This is a genomic window from Xylanibacter ruminicola (genome assembly GCF_900142525.1).
GTDB classification, from domain to species: Bacteria; Bacteroidota; Bacteroidia; order Bacteroidales; family Bacteroidaceae; genus Prevotella; species Prevotella ruminicola_A.
On sequence record NZ_FRBD01000006.1, the window covers coordinates 54,264 to 74,731 of the forward strand.

20 protein-coding genes and 1 pseudogene are annotated in these 20,468 nt (G+C 50.5%); 17 read left to right on the forward strand and 4 right to left on the reverse strand.

Annotation, left to right across the window (positions count from 1 at the left end; all coding sequences use genetic code 11):
• The 5 genes and pseudogenes from BUB86_RS17840 to BUB86_RS05130 form a co-directional block, all read left to right on the forward strand.
• Positions 1 to 185 (forward strand): annotated as a pseudogene (locus BUB86_RS17840) (DNA-binding protein); the annotation flags it as partial.
• Between the two features lie 82 nt (positions 186 to 267).
• Entirely contained in the window at positions 268 to 369 is a 102-nt protein-coding gene (locus BUB86_RS17550) for a smalltalk protein (protein ID WP_175549355.1), read from the forward strand.
• 491 nt (positions 370 to 860) lie between these two features.
• Complete coding sequence (locus BUB86_RS05120; RefSeq protein ID WP_073206736.1) at positions 861 to 1,352, forward strand: GNAT family acetyltransferase; 492 nt, start codon at positions 861 to 863, stop codon at positions 1,350 to 1,352.
• A gap of 121 nt (positions 1,353 to 1,473) precedes the next feature.
• Entirely contained in the window at positions 1,474 to 2,055 is a 582-nt protein-coding gene (locus BUB86_RS17555; protein ID WP_073206492.1) for a hypothetical protein, read from the forward strand.
• A gap of 219 nt (positions 2,056 to 2,274) precedes the next feature.
• Positions 2,275 to 2,835, forward strand: coding sequence for a DUF4840 domain-containing protein (locus BUB86_RS05130; protein WP_254795097.1), 561 nt, complete (start codon positions 2,275 to 2,277; stop codon positions 2,833 to 2,835).
• A 6-nt stretch (positions 2,836 to 2,841) separates the two neighbouring features.
• Here BUB86_RS05130 and BUB86_RS05135 read toward each other — a convergent pair whose 3' ends face one another.
• Together BUB86_RS05135 and greA are read right to left on the reverse strand one after the other, a co-directional pair.
• On the reverse strand, positions 2,842 to 3,597 hold the full coding sequence (locus BUB86_RS05135; protein WP_073206498.1) for an SDR family oxidoreductase: 756 nt from the start codon (positions 3,595 to 3,597) through the stop codon (positions 2,842 to 2,844).
• A gap of 27 nt (positions 3,598 to 3,624) precedes the next feature.
• Positions 3,625 to 4,089, reverse strand: a complete 465-nt coding sequence (gene greA, locus BUB86_RS05140; protein WP_073206502.1) for a transcription elongation factor GreA — start codon at positions 4,087 to 4,089, stop codon at positions 3,625 to 3,627.
• A 123-nt stretch (positions 4,090 to 4,212) separates the two neighbouring features.
• Here greA and purU point away from each other — a divergent pair, with 123 nt between their 5' ends.
• From purU to BUB86_RS05200, 12 genes are all read left to right on the forward strand, one after another.
• The gene (purU, locus tag BUB86_RS05145) at positions 4,213 to 5,076 is read left to right on the forward strand and encodes a formyltetrahydrofolate deformylase (protein ID WP_073206505.1); all 864 of its coding nucleotides are present in this window, start codon (positions 4,213 to 4,215) and stop codon (positions 5,074 to 5,076) included.
• A gap of 27 nt (positions 5,077 to 5,103) precedes the next feature.
• Positions 5,104 to 5,694 carry an imidazole glycerol phosphate synthase subunit HisH gene (hisH, locus tag BUB86_RS05150; protein WP_073206506.1) on the forward strand — a complete coding sequence of 197 codons (591 nt, stop codon included), beginning with the start codon at positions 5,104 to 5,106 and terminating at the stop codon, positions 5,692 to 5,694.
• Positions 5,691 to 6,422 (forward strand): 1-(5-phosphoribosyl)-5-[(5-phosphoribosylamino)methylideneamino]imidazole-4-carboxamide isomerase, encoded by a 732-nt coding sequence (gene hisA / locus BUB86_RS05155; protein ID WP_073206509.1) that lies wholly within the window; start codon positions 5,691 to 5,693, stop codon positions 6,420 to 6,422. The genes hisH and hisA overlap by 4 nt, the downstream gene beginning before the upstream one ends.
• 5 nt (positions 6,423 to 6,427) lie before the next feature.
• Positions 6,428 to 7,186 carry an imidazole glycerol phosphate synthase subunit HisF gene (gene hisF / locus BUB86_RS05160; protein ID WP_073206512.1) on the forward strand — a complete coding sequence of 253 codons (759 nt, stop codon included), beginning with the start codon at positions 6,428 to 6,430 and terminating at the stop codon, positions 7,184 to 7,186.
• Between the two features lie 35 nt (positions 7,187 to 7,221).
• Positions 7,222 to 7,869, forward strand: coding sequence for a bifunctional phosphoribosyl-AMP cyclohydrolase/phosphoribosyl-ATP diphosphatase HisIE (gene hisIE / locus BUB86_RS05165; protein WP_073206515.1), 648 nt, complete (start codon positions 7,222 to 7,224; stop codon positions 7,867 to 7,869).
• A gap of 31 nt (positions 7,870 to 7,900) precedes the next feature.
• Complete coding sequence (locus BUB86_RS05170) at positions 7,901 to 8,617, forward strand: cell division ATP-binding protein FtsE (protein ID WP_073206739.1); 717 nt, start codon at positions 7,901 to 7,903, stop codon at positions 8,615 to 8,617.
• 13 nt (positions 8,618 to 8,630) lie between these two features.
• A complete protein-coding gene (locus BUB86_RS05175) occupies positions 8,631 to 9,950 on the forward strand; it encodes an aspartate kinase (protein ID WP_073206743.1) in 1,320 nt (439 codons plus the stop codon).
• Positions 9,951 to 10,062: 112 nt separating this feature from the next.
• Positions 10,063 to 11,223, forward strand: a complete 1,161-nt coding sequence (lysA, locus tag BUB86_RS05180; protein WP_073206518.1) for a diaminopimelate decarboxylase — start codon at positions 10,063 to 10,065, stop codon at positions 11,221 to 11,223.
• A 66-nt stretch (positions 11,224 to 11,289) separates the two neighbouring features.
• A complete protein-coding gene (locus BUB86_RS05185; protein WP_073206521.1) occupies positions 11,290 to 11,925 on the forward strand; it encodes a glycosyltransferase family 2 protein in 636 nt (211 codons plus the stop codon).
• Positions 11,894 to 12,967 (forward strand): glycosyltransferase, encoded by a 1,074-nt coding sequence (locus tag BUB86_RS05190; protein ID WP_073206524.1) that lies wholly within the window; start codon positions 11,894 to 11,896, stop codon positions 12,965 to 12,967. Before BUB86_RS05185 ends, BUB86_RS05190 begins: the two co-directional genes overlap by 32 nt.
• Entirely contained in the window at positions 12,964 to 14,937 is a 1,974-nt protein-coding gene (locus BUB86_RS05195) for a fructose-1,6-bisphosphatase (protein ID WP_073206526.1), read from the forward strand. Before BUB86_RS05190 ends, BUB86_RS05195 begins: the two co-directional genes overlap by 4 nt.
• 24 nt (positions 14,938 to 14,961) lie before the next feature.
• A complete protein-coding gene (locus BUB86_RS05200) occupies positions 14,962 to 16,176 on the forward strand; it encodes a DUF5103 domain-containing protein (protein ID WP_073206529.1) in 1,215 nt (404 codons plus the stop codon).
• Here the strand turns inward: BUB86_RS05200 and BUB86_RS05205 are convergent.
• Together BUB86_RS05205 and BUB86_RS05210 are read right to left on the reverse strand one after the other, a co-directional pair.
• Positions 16,145 to 18,598, reverse strand: coding sequence for a helix-turn-helix domain-containing protein (locus BUB86_RS05205; RefSeq protein WP_081373113.1), 2,454 nt, complete (start codon positions 18,596 to 18,598; stop codon positions 16,145 to 16,147). The two genes, BUB86_RS05200 and BUB86_RS05205, sit on opposite strands and share 32 nt — an antisense overlap.
• A 114-nt stretch (positions 18,599 to 18,712) precedes the next feature.
• Positions 18,713 to 20,419, reverse strand: coding sequence for an AMP-binding protein (locus tag BUB86_RS05210; RefSeq protein ID WP_073206535.1), 1,707 nt, complete (start codon positions 20,417 to 20,419; stop codon positions 18,713 to 18,715).
• Between the last annotated feature and the right edge of the window lie 49 nt (positions 20,420 to 20,468).

Sequence of the window (20,468 nt, forward strand, 5' to 3'; positions counted from 1 at the left end):
GCCGCATCATCTTCACCCCATCGGTTGACCTGAAGGACGAACTGGCCGCAACCGCCGTACAGATCAGCTGCTACGACCGCGACGGCAAGGAGGTGGAGCGCGTTACCAGCACCGACAGCGGCGACATCGAGAATCCCGAAGATGACGGCCCAACCGGCGGCCTCACCCCTAACCCTGGGGATTAAGGAGGCGCCAATGAACTCCCCTCCTCCGGGGAGGAGTTCATTGGCGCCCCGAAAGTATTAACCATTTAAAACATTGAAGACTATGACTAAGAAAGAAACTGCAAAATTTATCGTTCAACTTATCGCATCGATAGCATCAGCTATACTAACGGCACTGGGTGCCACATCATGCATGGGCATGTAAAATTTATCCGCAATCTCCATTAAAAACGAGATTGCGGATTTCTCATCTCCACTGAAACGCCACTATTGCCACATCGCCACTCTTACCTTTGCACCAGATTATAGATAATGTTCTAAATGTAAGATGTTAAACATCTCTTTTTTTTAGGGCATGCGGTCAGAATTTTGTAGTTTTGCTAGAGATTGTGGCCGTGGAGGGTAAGATAATTTGCCGATAATCATCTCGCTGAGATTGAGGTCGGGGGTTAAGGGATTGTCGTTGCTGCTGCACGATGTCAATACACTTGCGCCGCAGATGAGGGTGGCGGTGAGCACCCAATTCATAATCTTTTCATTGTCTTGTTGTTATTATTTCGATTTTTCTTTTTATAGTTCTACGTTTTATGCGGGCATAAGATACAAATAATAATTCATAAAATAGCTGAATAATCGGCTAAAATATGCTATATTCGCTCAATTATTGCTATCTTTGCCGCCAATATGAAAATGAATATGACTATCAGAGAAGCAAAAACAACAGACGTTAGCGATATCATGCAGGTGATGGAGGCCGCCAAGGGGATTATGCGATCCTCGGGCAACATGCACCAGTGGGGAGATGGCTACCCGTCTGAGGCAGTCATCCTCAGCGATATGCAGCAGCATGGTGGCTTTGTACTGGAGGATGCCGGTCGCATCGTAGGCTATTTCGCCTTCCTCCCCTGCCCCGAACCCACTTACTCAAAGATCTACGATGGCGAGTGGCTCGACAACGTACAGCCCTATCATGTTGTTCATCGTATAGCCAGCCAGCCCGATGTTCACGGAGTGTTTAGCCACATCATCGACTTTTGCTTCTCGCACGATACCAACATCCGCATCGATACCCATCAGGATAATCGTATCATGCAGCACAACATCAAGAAGCACGGCTTCACCTATTGCGGCATCATCCACCTGGCCAACGGCGATGAACGCCTCGCTTATCAGAGACTCAAAGACTAGCCTGTACTTCTGGGGATTATTTAGTATTTTCATTGAAATGATTTGGAGATTCGCTGAATAAAATTGGGCAGAGGCGATGAATTGTTTACCTTTGCCGGCAAACAAATAAAATCAGAAGTAAATGAAAAGAATCGCATTATTAGTATTGAGCGCACTTCTATGTCTGGGAAGTGTAAATGCGCAGGAGGAAAAGCCGAAAAGGCCCGAGCGCGTCAGCTACGAGAAGATGACGAAGAAGATGGTGGCTGAGCTTCAGCTGAACGAGCAGCAGAAGAAGAAGCTGGCCAAGCTGAACAAGAAGTACAGGAAACTGATAGAAGGCGAACAGCAGGAACGCCCACAAGGCGAGCGCCCACCAATGGGCAAACGTCCTAGTGGAGGCCCTGGAGGCGGCGGAATGCCCGGAGGCGGTTTTGGCGGCATGGGTGGCCCTGGCGGCGGCTTTGGTGGCGGAATGCCCGGCGGTGGCATGCATGGCGGTGGTCCACGAGGCGGCATGCCTGGAGGTGAGCAGCAAGAGAAGGCATACGACTACGATAAGAAACAGGAGAAATACGACAAAGCACTCTGCAAGTTTTTAACCGAAGAGCAGTACGAGGGCTACAAGAAACTAAAGCCCCAATTCTATTCTCAACGGCGCATCAGAGATTTCCTGTTTGGCGGTCAACCCGCTGAAATGCCAAGGCCATTTGAGGAGCAATAAAACTGCTGAAAAGTACACAAAAGGGGGTAGAGCCCCCCCTGTTACATACAAACTATAAAACATTAACAAAAATTAAGCATTAGCGATACAAGGAATGGGGAAAACATGCATTATAAGGGTGTGAATGAAATAAGTAACACTTTTAATTTTTAAACAAAAACAAAGAACAAAACAATGAAGAATCTAAAGTTTTTAACTGCAGTTTGCTGCACGGCAGCAATGGTTTTAACAACATCATGCCTTAACGACAGCAACGACAGTAGTAGCGAAATGACCAAAGAACAGGTGGCTTACTGTCTGGCTAAGGTAAAGGGTAACTACACTGGCAACCTGATTTATCTGGCTAAGAACATTAAGGACGTTAAGGATAACACCGACACGCTGAAGATTAACTGGAGCATCACTAACGACAGCACCATGACCATCAAGAACTTCCCTACCCGACTGCTGGCCTCCAACATCAGCGACGAGAAGCTGAAAGCTGCACTGGCAGAGCAGCCTGATCAGGATATAGAGTGCCGCATAGGATTCATCAACACATCGCCCGTGCAGTATCTTATCAATCCAAAATCACCATCATACACAGTAAACCACGATGGTAAGGACCATAAGATACAGGTGGCATTCTACGTGAACAGCACCAACTCGTTTGGTACTTATAACGAAACGAAGAAGGAGCTGTACATGCAGATTATAGAGGGGGCCATATTCATGGACGACAAACAGACTGCCTACCTGAGTGATGTTACCCCCTTTGCTTTTGAAGCTACAAAAAACTGATAGCTTTTATTTCCTGACAATAACACTTCCGCTGGCCTGATGGGTGGCAAGAATCAGCACCTCGGCTATCTGGACATGAGCGGGAGCATTAGAGGCATACACTGCTACATCGGCAATATCATCGCCTGTGAGTGGTTGTATGCCTTTATATACGTTAGCCGCACGATTACTATCGCCATGGAAACGCACATTACTGAAATTAGTCTCTACAAGTCCGGGCTTAAGATTAGTGACGCGAATAGCTGTGTTGGCTACATCGATGCGCAGACCATCGCTCAGGGCTTTTACTGCAGCCTTTGTGGCACAGTAGACATTACCGCCGGCATAGGCAGCATCGCCAGCTACAGAGCCCACATTGATGATATGACCGCTATTACGCTGCACCATGCCAGGAACAACGAGGCGAGTCATGGTGAGCAAGCCCTTGATGTTGGTATCAATCATACCGTCCCAATCGTCGAAACTACCCTCGTACTCTGGCTCCAAACCAAGTGCCAAGCCTGCATTATTCACCAATACGTCGATGTTCTTCCAAGCCTCAGGAAGTCCCTCGATGGCCTCGACAGCCGACTCACGGTTGCGCACATCAAACTTCAGGGTGTAAACCTCAGTACCCTTGGCTTTCAGCTCGGCTGAGATCTCGCTCAAACGAGTAGCGTTACGACCTGTAAGAATCAACTTGTCGCCATTGGCAGCGAACTTGCGGGCACAGGCCATACCAATACCGCTGGTAGCGCCTGTAATCAAAACAATCTTGTTCATTATTTTTGTGCTTATATTTAAAATAAGTTATAGCGTTATACTCTCTATGCGCAACTTAACCATACCGGCAGGTACGCGCACCTCTACTACATCGCCCACCTTCTTATTAAGCAGGGCCTGAGCAATAGGCGACTTGATGGAAATCTTACCCTCGCGCAGATTAGCCTCGTGAGGGCTGGCGATGGTATAGGTCATCTTGCTATTGTTATTCAAATTGGTCATCTCTACCTTACTCAACAATCCCACACACTCGCTACCCAAGAGATTGGTATCGATGACGCGGGCATTCTCGAGCACCTTCTGGAGGAAGCTGATACGACTCAACAAGCGGCCCTGTTCGCGCTTGGCAGCGTGATATTCAAAGTTCTCACTCAGGTCGCCTTTATCGCGCGCCTCAGAGATGGCATCCTTGCATGCAGGCAGGTCAACACTCTCCAGATGTTTGAGTTCATTTACGAGCTTATCGAAGCCCTCTTGTGACATATATTCCATAAATATGCAATAATTCTATTAATTCGGCTGCAAAATTAGCACTTTTTTCCGAATCTGTGCAGTTTTACATTCTTTTTTTGTATCTTTGCGCCTTGAAATTTAGGTAAAATAAGATATGTAGAGATGGAAACAACAGCAATTCTGCTTCTCCACTGCCCTGATCAGCAGGGCATCATTTCGGAAGTAACCAAGTTTATCACCGATAATAAGGGTAATATCGTGTACCTTGATCAGTATGTTGACAAGGTAGAGGGTATGTTTTTTATGCGTATTGAGTGGGAACTGGAAGGATTCCAGATTCCACGCGACAAGATTTACGACTACATCACCACCCTCTATGCACAGCGCTACCAGATGAAGTTCAGTCTGTATTACAGCGACAAGCGCCCACGCATGGCGATTTTCGTTTCGAAGATGAGTCACTGTCTGTACGACCTGTTGGCACGCTGGAAGGCCGGCGAGTTTAACTGCGATATACCTTGCATCGTATCGAACCACGAGGATTTGCGCTACGTGGCCGATCAGTTTGGTATCCCTTACTACGTGTGGAGCATTAAGAAGGACCACTCGAACAAGGCCGAGGTAGAAGCTGCTGAGATGGAGCTGCTGAAGAAGGAGGACATCTCGTTTATCGTGCTGGCCCGCTACATGCAGATTATCAGCGATGAGATGATAGCCGAGTATCCTCACCACATCATCAATATCCACCACTCGTTCCTACCTGCATTTATCGGTGCCAAGCCTTACCACCAGGCCTACGAGCGTGGTGTGAAGATTATTGGAGCCACCAGCCACTACGTGACAGCCGAGCTGGATGCTGGTCCTATTATCGAGCAAGATGTAACCCGCATCACACATAAGGACACCCCCGACAGCCTGGTGCTGAAAGGAAAAGACTTGGAGAAGATTGTGCTCTCGCACGCTGTATCAAAACATATACAACGTAAAATATTGACGTATAAGAATAAAACAATAATATTCAGTTAATAATGGCCGTAGGAGATACAATATAGAATGAACGTAGCAATCGTAAAATATAACGCAGGTAATATCTATTCGGTGGTGAACGCACTGAAGCGCCTGGGCATTGAGCCCACGCTGACTGACGATGCCGAGCTGCTGAAGAAGGCCGACAAAGTGCTGTTTCCCGGTCAGGGCCACGCTGGCGAGGCGATGGACTACCTAAAGGCACGTAAACTCGACTTACTGATTCGCGACCTGAAGCAGCCCGTATTCGGCATCTGCGTGGGTCAGCAACTGCTCTGCAAGCACTCTGAAGAGGGCGACACCGACTGCATCGGCATTTTCGATGCCGAGGTGAAGCGTTTCCAGCCTCAGCGCCACGAGGATAAAGTGCCCTGCATGGGCTGGAACCAGCTCTACAACATCAAGTCGCCACTTTACAAGGGGCTGAACAATGGCGACTTTGTATACTTTGTACATAGTTTCTATGTACCTCTCTGTGCTGAGACCATCGCCACGGCAGACTATATCCTGCCCTACTCGGCCTCGATGCATAAAGACAATTTCTACACCTGCCAGTTCCACCCTGAAAAGAGTGGTAAGGTGGGCGAACAAATACTCAAAAACTTTTTAGACATATGAACATTGAACTTATTCCTGCAATTGACATTATCTGCGGCCGATGTGTTAGACTAACCAAGGGCGATTACGAGCAGAAGACTGAGTATGGAGTGCCTCTAGATATGGCACTCGAGTTTGAGCGCATTGGCTACAAGCGCCTTCACATGGTTGACCTTGACGGCGCCAAGTCGAAGCACATTGTGAACGACAGAGTGCTGAGCGAGATTACTGAGAAGACCAACCTGGAGGTTGACTTCGGTGGCGGAATCAAGACCCACCAGGACATTGAGAAAGCCTTTGCTGCCGGCGCTAAGATGGTGACCGTTGGCTCTATAGCCGTTAACGATCCCCTTCTGTTTACCTGGTGGCTGCAGAAGTACGGACCCGATCGCGTGATTCTGGGTGCCGACGTGCGCAATGGCAAGATAAGTATCAACGGATGGAAAGAGGATTCGGAAGAAGACCTGCTGCCCTTCCTCAAGAAATATGTAGATGTGGGTGTAAAAAACGTGCTGTGTACTGAGATATCTAAGGACGGCACCCTCTCTGGTCCGGCCATCGACCTCTATCGCGAGGTTCTGAATGCCTACCCCGAGCTGCACCTGATAGCCAGCGGCGGCGTTTCGTCGATAGATGATATCAAGGCGCTCGACAAGGCTGGCATCCCTGCCGTCGTCTTCGGCAAAGCCATCTACGAAGGAAAAATTGATCTGGAGGACTTGTGGCGTGCCGAACAAAAACAATTTTGAAAGATATGAGTTTAGCAAAGAGAATAATACCCTGTCTGGATGTGAAGGATGGCGAGACCGTTAAGGGCACCAACTTCGTGAACCTGCGCTCTGCTGGCGACCCGGTAGCCCTGGGCAAGGCTTACAGCGAGCAAGGTGCCGACGAGCTCTGCTTCCTCGACATCACAGCCAGTTTCGAGGGTCGCAAAACGTTTACCGATATGGTGACGCGCGTGGCTCAGGAAATAAACATCCCCTTCACCGTTGGTGGCGGCATCAACGAATTGGCCGATGTAGAGCGACTGCTCTATGCCGGCGCCGACAAGGTGAGCGTGAATAGCGCCGCCATCCGCCGCCCAGAGTTGATCGACGAGATAACCAACCGCTTTGGTTCGCAGGTATGTGTGTGCGCCATCGATGCCCGATTCGATGCTGATGGCTGGCATTGCTACCTGAAAGGTGGACGCGAGCGCACAGAGCGCGGACTCTTTGAGTGGGCTCATGAGGCTCAGGAGCGTGGTGCCGGTGAGATACTGTTTACATCGATGGATCACGACGGTGTGAAAGAGGGCTACGCCAACGAGGCACTACGTGAGTTGGCCGACAACCTCTCGATCCCCATCATCGCTAGCGGTGGTGCAGGTAAGAAAGAGCACTTCCGCGACACCTTCACCGAAGGTCATGCTGATGCCGCCCTCGCCGCCAGCGTGTTCCACTTTGGCGAAATACCCATCCCAGAGCTGAAACAATACTTGAGAGATGAAGGAATTAATGTGAGAATATAAATAATATGGCCGTAGGAGAATATAAAAATAGAACAATGAAGATAGATTTCGAAAAGGGCGACGGACTTGTTCCCGCCATCATACAGGATGCCAAGACCAAAAACGTACTGATGCTTGGCTACATGAATCAGGAGGCTTACCAGAAGACCATCGACACCAAGAAGGTAACCTTCTGGAGTCGCAGTCGTAACTGCCTTTGGACCAAAGGTGAGACCAGCGGAAACTTTCTGCATCTGGTTGACATCATGGTAGATTGCGATAACGACACCCTGCTGGTAAAAGCCACCCCCGACGGACCTACCTGCCACACAGGTACCGATACCTGCTGGGGCGAGGAGAACACAGAGAATCCGCTGCTGTTCCTCACAGAGCTTCAGGACTTTATCAACCTGCGCCACGAGCAGATGCCAGAGGGTAGCTATACCACCAAGCTGTTTAAGGACGGCATCAACAAGATAGCTCAGAAGGTGGGCGAAGAGGCTCTCGAGACCGTAATCGAGGCAACAAACGGAACCGACGAGCACTTGGTTTACGAGGCCAGCGACCTGCTGTATCACCTCACCGTACTGCTCACCAGCAAGGGTCTGCGCATAGAGCAGGTGGCCGATGAGTTGCACAAGCGCCACGATCCCAACTGGGACAAACAAAGAAGAGAGGCGAAGGCTGCAGGCCGCATGAAATAATAATATGACCTACGGAGATACAATAGAAGTTATGTTAATATCATATAAGAACGCGAACATATACCAGAGGCACGGCATTGAGGTGCTGCATGGCGTGAACTTCGAAGTTGACGAAGGCGAGATGGTATATATTATAGGTAGAGTTGGCTCTGGAAAGAGTACCCTACTCAAGACACTCTATTGCGACCTTGATGTTGACGAGGCCGACGAGGCTATCGTTCTTGAACACGACCTGCTAACCATCCGTCGCAAGGAGATTCCTGCGCTACGCAGAGAGGAAGGCGTGGTGTTCCAGGACTTCCAGTTGCTGGGCGATCGCACCGTATATAAAAATCTGGAATTTGTGCTCAAAGCCACAGGTTGGAGATTAAAAGAGCGCCGCGACGAGCGCATCAAAGAGGTGCTCAGCATGATAGGACTCGAAGATAAGGCCGACAAGATGCCAAACGAACTATCGGGTGGCGAACAGCAGCGTGTGGCCATAGCCCGTGCCCTGCTCAACAACCCACAGCTGATTATAGCCGATGAGCCAACGGGCAACCTCGACAAGGAGACTGCAGATAACATTATGCAGCTGCTGACGAGCATCGTGAAGAAAGGCACAACGGTCATCATGTCTACTCACAACATTGCGCTGGTACATAAGTATCCGGGCAAGGCGTTCCAGTGCCAGGATGGCAAGATGGAACAAGTGATTGTAAGAAGGAGTGAAGGAGTAAGGAGTGAAGGAGTGAAAAATGATAATTAAAAATATAAGCCATATGAAAGTTATGAAATTCGGCGGTACATCCGTCGGCACCCCACAGAGAATGAAGGAGGTGACTGCACTTGTCACCAAGTTTAACGAACCCGTTTTCGTTGTGCTCTCAGCTATGTCGGGCACCACCAACAGTCTTGTAGAGATTTCAGACTACCTCTATAAGAAGAACCCCGATGGCGCTAATGAGGTTATCAACCGCTTGGAGCAGAAGTACGACAAGCACATTGACGAGCTCTACACCAAGGACGAGACCAAGGCCGCTACACGCGAGTTCCTGAAGAGCGAGTTCGACTACCTGCGTTCGTTTACCAAAGAGCTGTTTACCAGCTTCGAGGAGAAGAGCATCGTGGCTCAGGGCGAGATTATCTCTACCAACATGGTGGTGAACTACATGAACGAGATTGGCATCAAGGCCGTACTGCTGAACGCACTCGACTTTATGCGTACCGACAAGAACGCTGAGCCCGATCCTGTTTACATCAAGGAGAAGCTGGCTGCACTGATGAAGGAGAACGAGGGCGCACAGGTTTACCTCACTCAGGGCTTCATCTGCCGCAATGCTTATGGCGAGATCGACAACCTGCAGCGTGGAGGTTCCGACTATACTGCATCGCTGATTGGTGCTGCTATCGCTGCTGACGAGATCCAGATCTGGACCGATATCGACGGTATGCACAACAACGACCCACGCGTGGTTGACGGCACAGAGCCCGTACACCAGCTGCATTTTGAGGAGGCAGCCGAGCTGGCTTACTTTGGTGCTAAGATTCTGCACCCCACATGCGTTCAGCCTGCTAAGTATGCAGGTATCCCCGTTCGCTTGCTCAACACCATGGATCCTGATGCTGAGGGAACCACCATCAGCAACAAGACTGAGTACGGCAAGATTAAGGCCATCGCTGCTAAAGACAACATCACAGCCATCAAGATCAAGTCGAGCCGCATGCTGTTGGCTACAGGATTCCTGCGCAAGGTATTCGAGATATTCGAGAGCTACCAGACTCCTATCGACATGGTTTGTACCTCAGAGGTGGGTGTTTCGATGAGTATCGACAACTCTGCACACTTAGGCGAGATTGTTGACGAGCTGAAGAAGTACGGCACCGTTACCGTTGATACCAACATGTGTATCATCTGCGTAGTGGGCGACCTGGATTGGAGCAATGTTGGTTTCGAGACCATCGCACTCGATGCGCTGAAGGATATCCCCGTTCGCATGGTAAGCTACGGCGGTTCGAACTACAACATCTCGTTCCTCATCCGTGAGGAGGACAAGAAGCGCGCCCTCCAGAAGCTCAGCGATACAATTTTTAAAAAATAAAAATAAGGCCTACGGATTTTACGAATTAATTATATGTGAATACGTAATTTCCGAAAGGTTAAAAAATTCCGTATAATCCGTATAATCCGTAGGAGATATACATTAATAAACTATGACTAAAGGAAATTTCCCAGTAGAGAAGCTGGAGTCGATTGAGACTCCCTTCTACTACTACGACACAGAACTATTGCGCCAGACGCTGAAGACGATTAACGAGGAGGCTGGCAAGCACGAAGGCTTTGTGGTACACTATGCCATTAAGGCCAACGCCAACCCACGTATTCTTCGCGTTATCCGCGAGGCAGGACTTGGTGCCGACTGCGTAAGTGGCGGCGAGGTCGAGGCTTCGCTCAAGGCAGGATTCCCAAATAATAAGATTGTTTATGCAGGTGTAGGCAAGAGTGATTGGGAAATCAACCTCGGCCTCGATAACGACATTTTCTGCTTCAATGTAGAGAGCATCCCAGAGCTCGAAGTGATTAATGAGTTGGCAGCAGCCAAGGGAAAGGTAGCTCGCGTAGCGTTCCGCCTGAATCCCAATGTGGGTGCTCACACTCATGCCAACATCACTACTGGTTTGGCTGAGAACAAGTTTGGTATCGCCATGCGCGATATGGTAACGGTGATTCGTGAGGCTGAAAAGCTGCCCAACGTCAAGTTCGTGGGTCTGCACTTCCACATCGGATCGCAGATTCTGGATATGGGCGACTTCGAGGCACTCTGCAATCGCGTGAACGAGTTGCAGCAGGAGCTCATCAGCCACCGCATCCGCGTGGAGCACATCAACGTAGGTGGTGGTCTGGGTATCGACTACTCGCACCCCAACCGTGTGCCCATTCCCGACTTCAAGGCCTACTTCGATACCTACGCCAAGAAGCTGAAGCTGCAACCCGGTCAGACGCTGCATTTCGAGCTGGGTCGCGCCGTAGTGGCTCAGTGTGGCTCTCTTATCACGCGTACCTTATATATTAAGGAAGGTGCTGTTAAGAAGTTCGCCATTGTCGATGCCGGATTCACCGATCTGATTCGTCCCGCCCTCTATCAGGCTTACCACAAGATCGAGAACATTACCAGCGACGCCGAGCCCGAAGCCTACGATGTAGTAGGTCCTATCTGCGAGAGCACCGATGTGTTTGCCAAGCAGATTGACCTGAACAAGGCTAAACGTGGTGACCTGCTGGCCATCCGTTCGGCTGGTGCCTATGGCGAGATTATGGCATCGCAGTATAACTGTCGTCGTTTGCCCAAAGGATATATGAGCGACGAGATTTGATTGAACATTGAACATTGAACATTGAACATTAATGTGAATACAAACGAGCGAAAATTCTCAATCATAATGACCGTGTACGATCAGGACTACGATCTCAGGGAGAACCTACCGGCTTTCCTTGAGCAGAAGTATGAACCTGGCTACGAGGTCATTGTGGTTGACGAGTCTTCTACTGATGAGACTCCAGACGTACTGAAGTTACTCAAGAACGATTACAAGCATCTCTATACCACCTTTCTGCCCAAGCCCACGTATTACGTGAAGCGTAAGATGCAGTCGCTGAATATCGGCCTCAAGGCTGCCAAGAACGATTGGGTGATTTTTGCCAATGCCAACCACAAGCCCGATGGCGATTACATTCTGCAGGCCATCGACGATACGCTCGATTTTACGGCCGAGGTGGTATTGGGTTATCTCACCAAGAAGGGCATCAAGCTCCAGTCGTTCGACACATGCCAAGAGGTGAAGGACTACATTATCCGCAAGGAGCGCAAAATCCAGAAGGTACGTACGCGCAAGCGCAAGAACTATCGCTTTGGGCGCTACGATTTCATCATCATTCGTAAAAGGCTGGCCATAGAGATACTTGGTTACTACGAACAGAGTCCATCATTCTGGCAGCGCCAAGCTATGCGTTGGCATATATTCTGGAAAAACCTGATGAGTAGCTATGAACGTATTACATATCTACCCAAGGAATAGCGAGCTGATACAACAACATGTATCGCTGCTGGTAGAGGGATTGAAACAGAGTGTCAACGTAACGGTGGCTGATAACAGTAAATCCTTCTACAAGCAAGCCCGTGACTTCGAGGCAGATATCATCCACATTCATGGCGCCAACCAGATGTTGCAAGCCAAGGCTTTGCGATGCGCACTGAAACATAACATCCGCTGCGTAGTTACACTGCACGGCCAACTGCAACCCTTTGCCCTTAGCGCCATGCCGCCCCAACAGCGTGCTGCACTCATCATTTTTATGCGCGAGTATCTGTCGAAGGCCTACGCTGTTATCACCTTTGGCAAGATGGAGACCAAGGCTTTCAGAACCTATGGCTACAACCCGCGCATAGAGGAGATTCATAATGCCGTTTATACCAACACCATCACGCCCGCAGAGATGGCTTCTAAAACGTTTGCCGTCTATCAGAAGGTGCAGGATTCTAACACCCTCGAGATGATGGACGATAACACCCGTGCCGCCCTCAAGGCGATACTGAAGGTGGGCATCATGGGCGACAAACGTTGGGTTGACGCGAAAACCTTCGACCCACGCCTCATCAATTGGCGCCAACTGATGGTTTATGCTGAACACGAGAACATCAGCAACTATACCGACTACGGCATCCGTATCCTCGAACTTTCAGCGCCACTTATCGACACACAGAAGATTGCAGCCTTCTTCCCCAAAAACTACACACGCCCCAAACCCGTCAAGGAGTTGGTTGGCGTTTATCAGGGCGACCAGACGGATTATCTGTTCCGCATCATCCGCCAGGTGCTCAAGTCGCCCACTCTGCTTGGTGCCATCGAGCTGACGCGTGAGTTGTATCGCGACAATGTGAACGATGACCAGCTGGCCGAGAAACTCGAAGATGCCGGACTCACCAAGAGTGCCGCCCGACTGATTCAGGTTCTTGGCGATTTCATTCTGCTCGACGAGGGCTACATGCCCATCGAGCCGATTGACGACAAGCAGACAGACAAACTTCGCAACAATCTGAAAAACCACTTAAAGATATGAAACACCTTTCCAGTAATGACACCGATCTGCACTATCTGCAGTTACTTTCGCAATCATTCCCCACGATTGCCGATGCATCTACCGAGATTATTAACCTCGAGGCTATCATGGCCCTGCCCAAGGGCACAGAGCACTTTCTGGCCGATATACACGGCGAGAGCGAGGCCTTTCGCCACATCCTGAAAAACGCCTCTGGTAACATCAAGCGAAAAGTAAACGAACTCTTTGGCAATGATATCCGCGAGAGCGAGAAGAAGGAGCTTTGCACCCTCATCTACTATCCCGAGGAGAAGCTGGAGCTCATCAAGGCCCAGGAGCAGGATATCGACGATTGGTATCGCATCACCATCCACCAGCTGGTAAAGGTGTGCCGCGACGTCAGCAGCAAGTACACCCGCTCCAAGGTGCGCAAGTCGCTGCCTCGCGATTTTGCCTATATCATCGAGGAGCTGCTGCACGAGAGTCTGAGCGACAACGATAAGGCAGCCTATGTAAGTGTGATTGTCAACACCATCATATCTACAGGTCGTGCCGATGATTTCATCTGCGCCATCTGTAACGTCATCCAGCGTCTGGCCATCGACCAGCTGCACATTCTGGGCGACATTTACGATCGCGGCCCCGGAGCCCATATCATCATGGACACCCTGCGCCAATACCACTCGTGGGACATCCAGTGGGGCAATCACGATGTACTGTGGATGGGCGCCTCGGCCGGTAACGATGCCTGCATCTGCAATGTGCTGCGCCTCTGCTTGCGCTATGCCAACCTCACCACCATCGAGGAGTATGGCATCAACCTGGTACCGCTGGCCACCTTTGCACTCGATGTGTATGGCGACGATCCCTGCCTGGAGTTTATGCCCAAGCTGCTTCCCGGCAACACGATGGACGAAAAGACACAGCAGCTCACCGCCAAGATGCACAAGGCCATAGCCGTGCTGCAGTTCAAGACCGAGGCCGAGATCTTCGTGCGCCACCCGGAGTGGCAGATGTCGGATCGCTGCATGCTGAGTGCCGTGAACTACGATACCCACATGTGTACCATCGATGGCAAGGAGTACCCCATGAAGAGCTGCCACTTCCCAACGGTAACCCCTCAGGAGCCCAACAAGCTCACAACCGAGGAGGCCGACCTGATGCAGAAGCTGCACCACTCGTTCCGCATCAGCGAGAAGCTGCACAAGCATATCAACACGCTGCTCTCGCATGGTTGCATGTACACCATCAGCAACTCTAACCTGCTGTTCCACGCGGCCATTCCGCTCAACGACGATGGCTCGCTCAAAGAGATCGAAATCTATCCTGGCAAGCGTTTTGCGGGCAAGGACCTCATGCACAACATCGGCATGATGATTCGCGATGCCTTCCAGAACGACTCTACCCAGCGGGATTATGCGCGCGACTACTTCCTGTATCTGTGGTGCGGCAAGGATTCTCCGCTGTTCTGTAAGTCAAAGATGGCCACCTTCGAGCGCTATTTCCTCAGCGATAAGGAGACGTTTAAGGAGGAGAAAGGCAACTACTTTAAGTTGCGCGATAGCGAAGAGGTGTGCGACCGTATTCTCGATGCCTTCGGCGTAAAAGGCCAGGCTCGCCACATCATCAACGGCCATGTGCCCGTTCATGCCTCTAAGGGCGAGAACCCCATCAAGGCCGGCGGCAAACTGATGGTGATTGATGGCGGTTTCAGCGAGGCCTATCATCAGGAGACGGGTATTGCCGGCTACACGCTGGTGTATCACTCACGCGGTTTCCAGCTGGTTCAGCACGAGCCTTTTACCTCTGCCCGCGACGCCATCATGCGCGAGATAGATATTAAGAGTACCACTCAGATTATCGAGATGTCGGCCCACCGCATGCTGGTAGCCGATACGGATAAAGGCGAGGAGCTGCGTAGTCAGATAGCCGACCTCAAGGATCTGCTCTATGCCTACCGCCACGGCATCATCACCGAGAAACGTAGCTGAACATTCCCCCACCCCCTTGTGCCTATGATACGCCTGTTACTCTCGTTGCTGTTCGTATTTCCGCTTGCCGCAAACGGCGAGAACCGCATTAGCCAGCCCAACATTAAAACGCTAGTAACAGTGGTTAACGACAACTGGCTTAATGCGCCCGTTATGCGCCTGAATAGCAACGATATACTTACCGTATCGTTCGACGAGCTATCGCACGATTACCATCGCTATGTTTACCGCTTAGAGCACTGCGAGGCCGATTGGACACCATCCGAAGAACTGTTCGAGAGCGACTGGCTTACAGGATTCAACAACAACCCCATCGACGACTACGAACACTCGGTAAACACTATCCAACCCTACACCCACTACCAGCTACAGTTGCCCAACGATCGTTGCCGCCTGAAGATGAGCGGTAACTACCGCCTGCATGTGATTGATGAGGACGATGACAACTGCGAGGTGCTGGTAACTGAGTTTATGGTGACCGAGCAGAGCATGAAGCTCAGCATGAGTGCCACCGCCAATACCGATATCGACACCCGCCAGAGCCACCAGCAGGTGTCATTGAATCTGAACTACAGCAACCTGCCGGTTATCAATCCAGATGAACAGATTTATGCCGTAGTCATGCAGAACTACCAGGAGCGCAATATGCGCTGCGGCGTAAAGCCCGACATTACTACCCTCAACGGACTTGAGTGGAGCCACAACCACCAGCTTATTTTCGATGCCGGCAATGAGTATCGCAAGTTCGAAGTGCTCGATGTCAGCCACCCCACCATGGGTATCGACCACATCACGTGGGATGGCGAGAACTATCAGGTGTATCCTTTTGTAGACGAGCCACGCCCCAACTACCTGTACGATGAGGATGCCAACGGTGCCTTCTGCATTCGCAACAGCGACTACCGCGAAGTAAACACCACTGCCGAGTACGTGTGGGTAAACTACCGTCTGCGTGTGCCCCGCCAAGGGCCCATATACGTAAGCGGGCGCTGGACCACAGCCACAGGCACCGACGACTATATGTTATACTACGACCCAACGAACCAGCAGTATACTGCCAGCATACTGCAGAAACAGGGCTACTATAACTACCAGTATACCACAGCCGACGGGCAGTTGCTACCCAGCGAGGGCAGCTACTATCAAACAGAAAATCATTATCAGGCTTTGATTTATTACAAGGGTACTTCCGACCGCACGTGGCGCCTTAGTGCCTATCACGATACATCTGTGGAGTAAGCCTATGCTTCTGGAAGAACGAAGCAATAAAATAGTTGGCCGTAATAAATCCGCACTTGGCCGAGATGTCCTCTATCGACATCTTGGTATTACGCAGCAGCTTCTCTGCCTCTTCCAGACGTGCTTTCTTGATTAGCGCACGTGGACTCTTGAATATGTTGGCCATAATCAGCTGGTAGAACTCCTTTCCGCCCATACCGGCAGCATTACCCAGTCGGCGCATAGTCATCTTTTTCTTATTTCTTTCAGTCAATACCAGCAACTTAATCTTCTCCATGGCCTTCACAAACTCCGGATCAAGATCGGTCATCGCTTCTACCGCTGCAGCACTGTATTCCTCAGCAGCAGGCTCCAGAATCTCACCACGGCCCTCAATACGGTCTATAAAGTTGTAGATACGCTTCACCAGCATGGTCTCCTCGCTGTCGCGCTGAGCACGCAGTTTGGCGTTCTTCATATAGAACAATATGTTAACCAGGAACAGTATTGCCAGCAGAAAGCCAAACACACCGAACACACCGATGCTTCGCCACCAGGGCTCATGGATATCGATGGTCCATATGTAGGGACGGGTATTCCAGTCGTCCGGACTCATCGATGCCTGCACATGTATCTCGTAGTGACCTGGTCGCAGCGCCATCAGTGGCAGGTGTAGCAGTCCGTCTCTGTCCACATATCCGTTGCTGTCGAATGGTGTCAGTATGCGCCATTCGTCATCCAGCCCTAACACTCTGACGCGATAGAACGTTTGCTGCGGACGGAAGTAGTTAAGCGCCGAGAACACCATCGTAATCGAGTTCTGATTGTAGTTCAGGTCCAGCCCCCACACACGGCTCAGGGCTCTGTCCAGCAGTTTCTTGCCGTCAATCTCGGTATTGGTGTTCACGTCTACTCCGTTCACAAACAGCTGCACCATCTTGGGGTATATCTCGAACTGATAGTTGTTGTCGAGCGTCGAGAAGTTCTTAGGGTTAAACTCCACTACATGATCCAGCGATTGCATCACGATGGTGCCGTCGGGCAGACACATGGCCTTGCCGTTCACAAACACCTCGTTAGGTACGTGGTCGTACTGATTGTAGCTGTTGATACGGTGCACGCGCCCATCCTCGTTAAACAGCACTACCGATATGCCGTAGCTGGTGCCCACCCAGATATTGTGCAAGGCATCTTCTACCACCGAGTGCACGATGTTGTTATAGAGTCCGTCTTTTGTGGTGTACACCTGTGGCAGCATGTCGGTTTCCTTGCGATACACCTGCAGTCCCTGTGGTGTTCCCACCCAGGTCCATCCGCGCGAATCCTTATAAATACAGTTCACGGTGCGGTCGCGGAATCTAGGCCACTGGTTCACACCGTCCATCATGGCTCCGTAGTGGTCGGCCGTGCTGTTTCCCCATGCATACACGTTGAATGGCGGCGCAAAGGGGCGCGAGTACAGCAGTCCTCGTTGCTCGGTTCCAACCCACATACCACCTTGTCGGTCAAAGGCTATCACATTGACGTCGGTCTCCATGGTCTTACCGGTTTCCATCATCAACACCTCATAGTGTTTCAGCTCGCCCGAATTAAGGTTTGCCACCCAGTAACCGTATTCGCATGGCACGAACATCAGCGAGTCTTTAATCGCCATATTGTTCAGATGATAAGGTGTGCGCAATATCTCGTACCAGTTTTTTTCCACCAGATTATAGCACATCAGTATAGCATCCCTAGCACCGTTACGCAACTGGAACACGCGGTCTTTAGCCGTTGCCAGCAGCGATGAGCTCTCGTAGTTTCTGGCCACATCATCCGTATATGGTCTGCTCTCGTCTACCTTCTTGCCCGTGGTATAGTCGAACATCTCCATCAATCCGTTGTTGTAGAACAGCATCACATACTTGTCCTTACATATTTCCAGATCCTGCAGGTTCAGGTTTGCGTGGGGCTTAATGGTCTTCTTGCTCTTAACGTTATAAAGGCCCTTTTCCGTGAGCAGCCACACCACGCCTGCACTGTCTACAAACAGGTCGTTCACATGTTCCACAACACCAAACTTCCTGAACTCATCCTCAATCGACGAGGTAAAGCGCTCGGTTATCAAGTCAACACATGTCACGCTATGCGTGTTCTTAAGCCAGATGTGGTGAAAGCGATCAAAGTAGAGGTGATAGTTACCACGATACTCCGACAGGGCATACATATTTTCTTCGAGGGGGTCGATATGCGAGAATTTCGAACCGTTGAAGAAGTTGATTTGTCCTGCAGTGGTAATCACCAGTCGGCCCGTCTTGGTGCAGTGGATGGTCTGCGCACTATTGTCGGCTAGTCCGTCGGCCGAAGTATAGTTATGGAAGATACGCGGTGACACGTCGGCTGTTGCCGTCAATACCGACAGCACCCACACCATTGTCAATAACGTTAATAGTCTCCTTCTCATAACTTTAGTACTTATAGCTTTAAATCTTTACTACGGATTTTTAACCTTACCGGAGATTACGGATTGGATTAATAATAATCCGTATAATCCGTAAAATCCGTAGGCCGTATAATATTAAATAACTTCTATGCCCTGCTCCTCACAGAGCTTCAGGCTCATTTCCTTCAGTTTAAACTTCTGGATTTTGCCAGAACCTGTCAGCGGGAACTCCTTGATAAAGAACACGTACTTTGGTATCTTGTAACGTGCTATCTTTCCACGGCAGAACAGCTGTACGTCCTCCGGCGTCATCTGCGCGCCCTCCTCCAGAATGATGAATGCACCTACGGCCTCACCATACTTCTTCGAAGGCACAGCAGCCACCTGTACGTCGCGTATGCCAGGCATGTGGTAGAGGAACTCCTCAATCTCGCGTGGGTAGATGTTCTCACCACCGCGTATAATCATATCCTTGATACGTCCGGTAATCTTGTAGAATCCCTGCTCGTCCTTCACGCCCAGGTCGCCCGAGTGCAGATAGCCGTTCTTGTCTATCACCTCGGCTGTAGCTGTGGGGTTCTTGTAGTAACCCTTCATCACGTTGAATCCCTTACAGCACATCTCGCCCTGCACACCCACGGGGCACTCCTCGCCTGTCTCTGGGTCGAGCACTTTCACGTCAACAAACGGATAGTCTCTACCCACGGTCTCGCATCGCTGCTCAAAGGTATCGTTCAGGCAGGTCTGAGTCATACCAGGTGAACTCTCAGTGAGTCCGTACACGCTGGTGATGGTCATAAACATCTTTTCGCTCACCTGCTTCATCAGTTCTACAGGACACAGGCTTCCAGCCATGATACCCGTACGCAGACAGCTCAGGTCGAACATCGAGAACATGGGGTGGTTCAGCTCTGCTATAAACATCGTAGGCACGCCGTACACCGCCGTGCACCTCTCTTTATGTATTGATGCCAGCACCACCAGCGGGTCGAATTTCTCAACCATCACCTCGGTACAGCCGTGCGTCAGGCAGTTCATCGTGGCCAGCACCACGCCGAAACAGTGGAATAAAGGTACACATACGCAGAGCTTATCATCCTGTGTAAAGCCCATGTTCTCACCGGTAAAGTAGCCGTCGTTGGCAATACCGTAGTGAGTAAGCATCACGCCCTTGGGGAATCCAGTGGTACCGCTGGTGTACTGCATGTTGCACACATCGTGGCAGCTCACCTGGGCCTTCATCTCGTCCAGCTTCTCGTCGTCCACGTTCTGTCCCAGCAGCAGCAGCTCGGCGGTGTTAAACATACCGCGATACTTCTCCATACCTATATATACTACGTTCTTCAGGAATGGGAACTTTTCGCTGTTCAGGTGTCCGCGCTCGCAAGTCTTCAGCTCTGGCAGCATGGTGTAGGTCATGTCTACATAGTTACAGTCCCATGTACCGTCGGTGATACACAGCGTGTGCATGTCAGAGTCCTTACACAGATACTCCAGCTCGTTCTGCTTGTAGTTGGTGTTCACCGTTACCAGCACGGCGCCAATCTTAGCGGTAGCATAGAGGAATGTCAACCAGTCGGGCACGTTAGTAGCCCAGATACCTACGTTCGATCCCTTCTCCACGCCGATGGCTATCAGACCCTTGGCCAGATTGTCTACACGCTCATTGAACTTGCTCCAGGTAAAGCGCAGGTCGCGGTCGCTATATACTATATATTCCTTATCAGGCGTAGTCTCAGCCCAGTACTCCAGCCACTGTCCCAGCGTGCGCTCGTACAGCTGGTAGCCCTTGCTTCCAGTCTCAGCTGGGTAGGTTCTATCGGGGAGCGGTCTCCCCGCCATATCTAATCTTACTTCGCTCATTTCAGTTTTTATAATCTCCTACGGATTA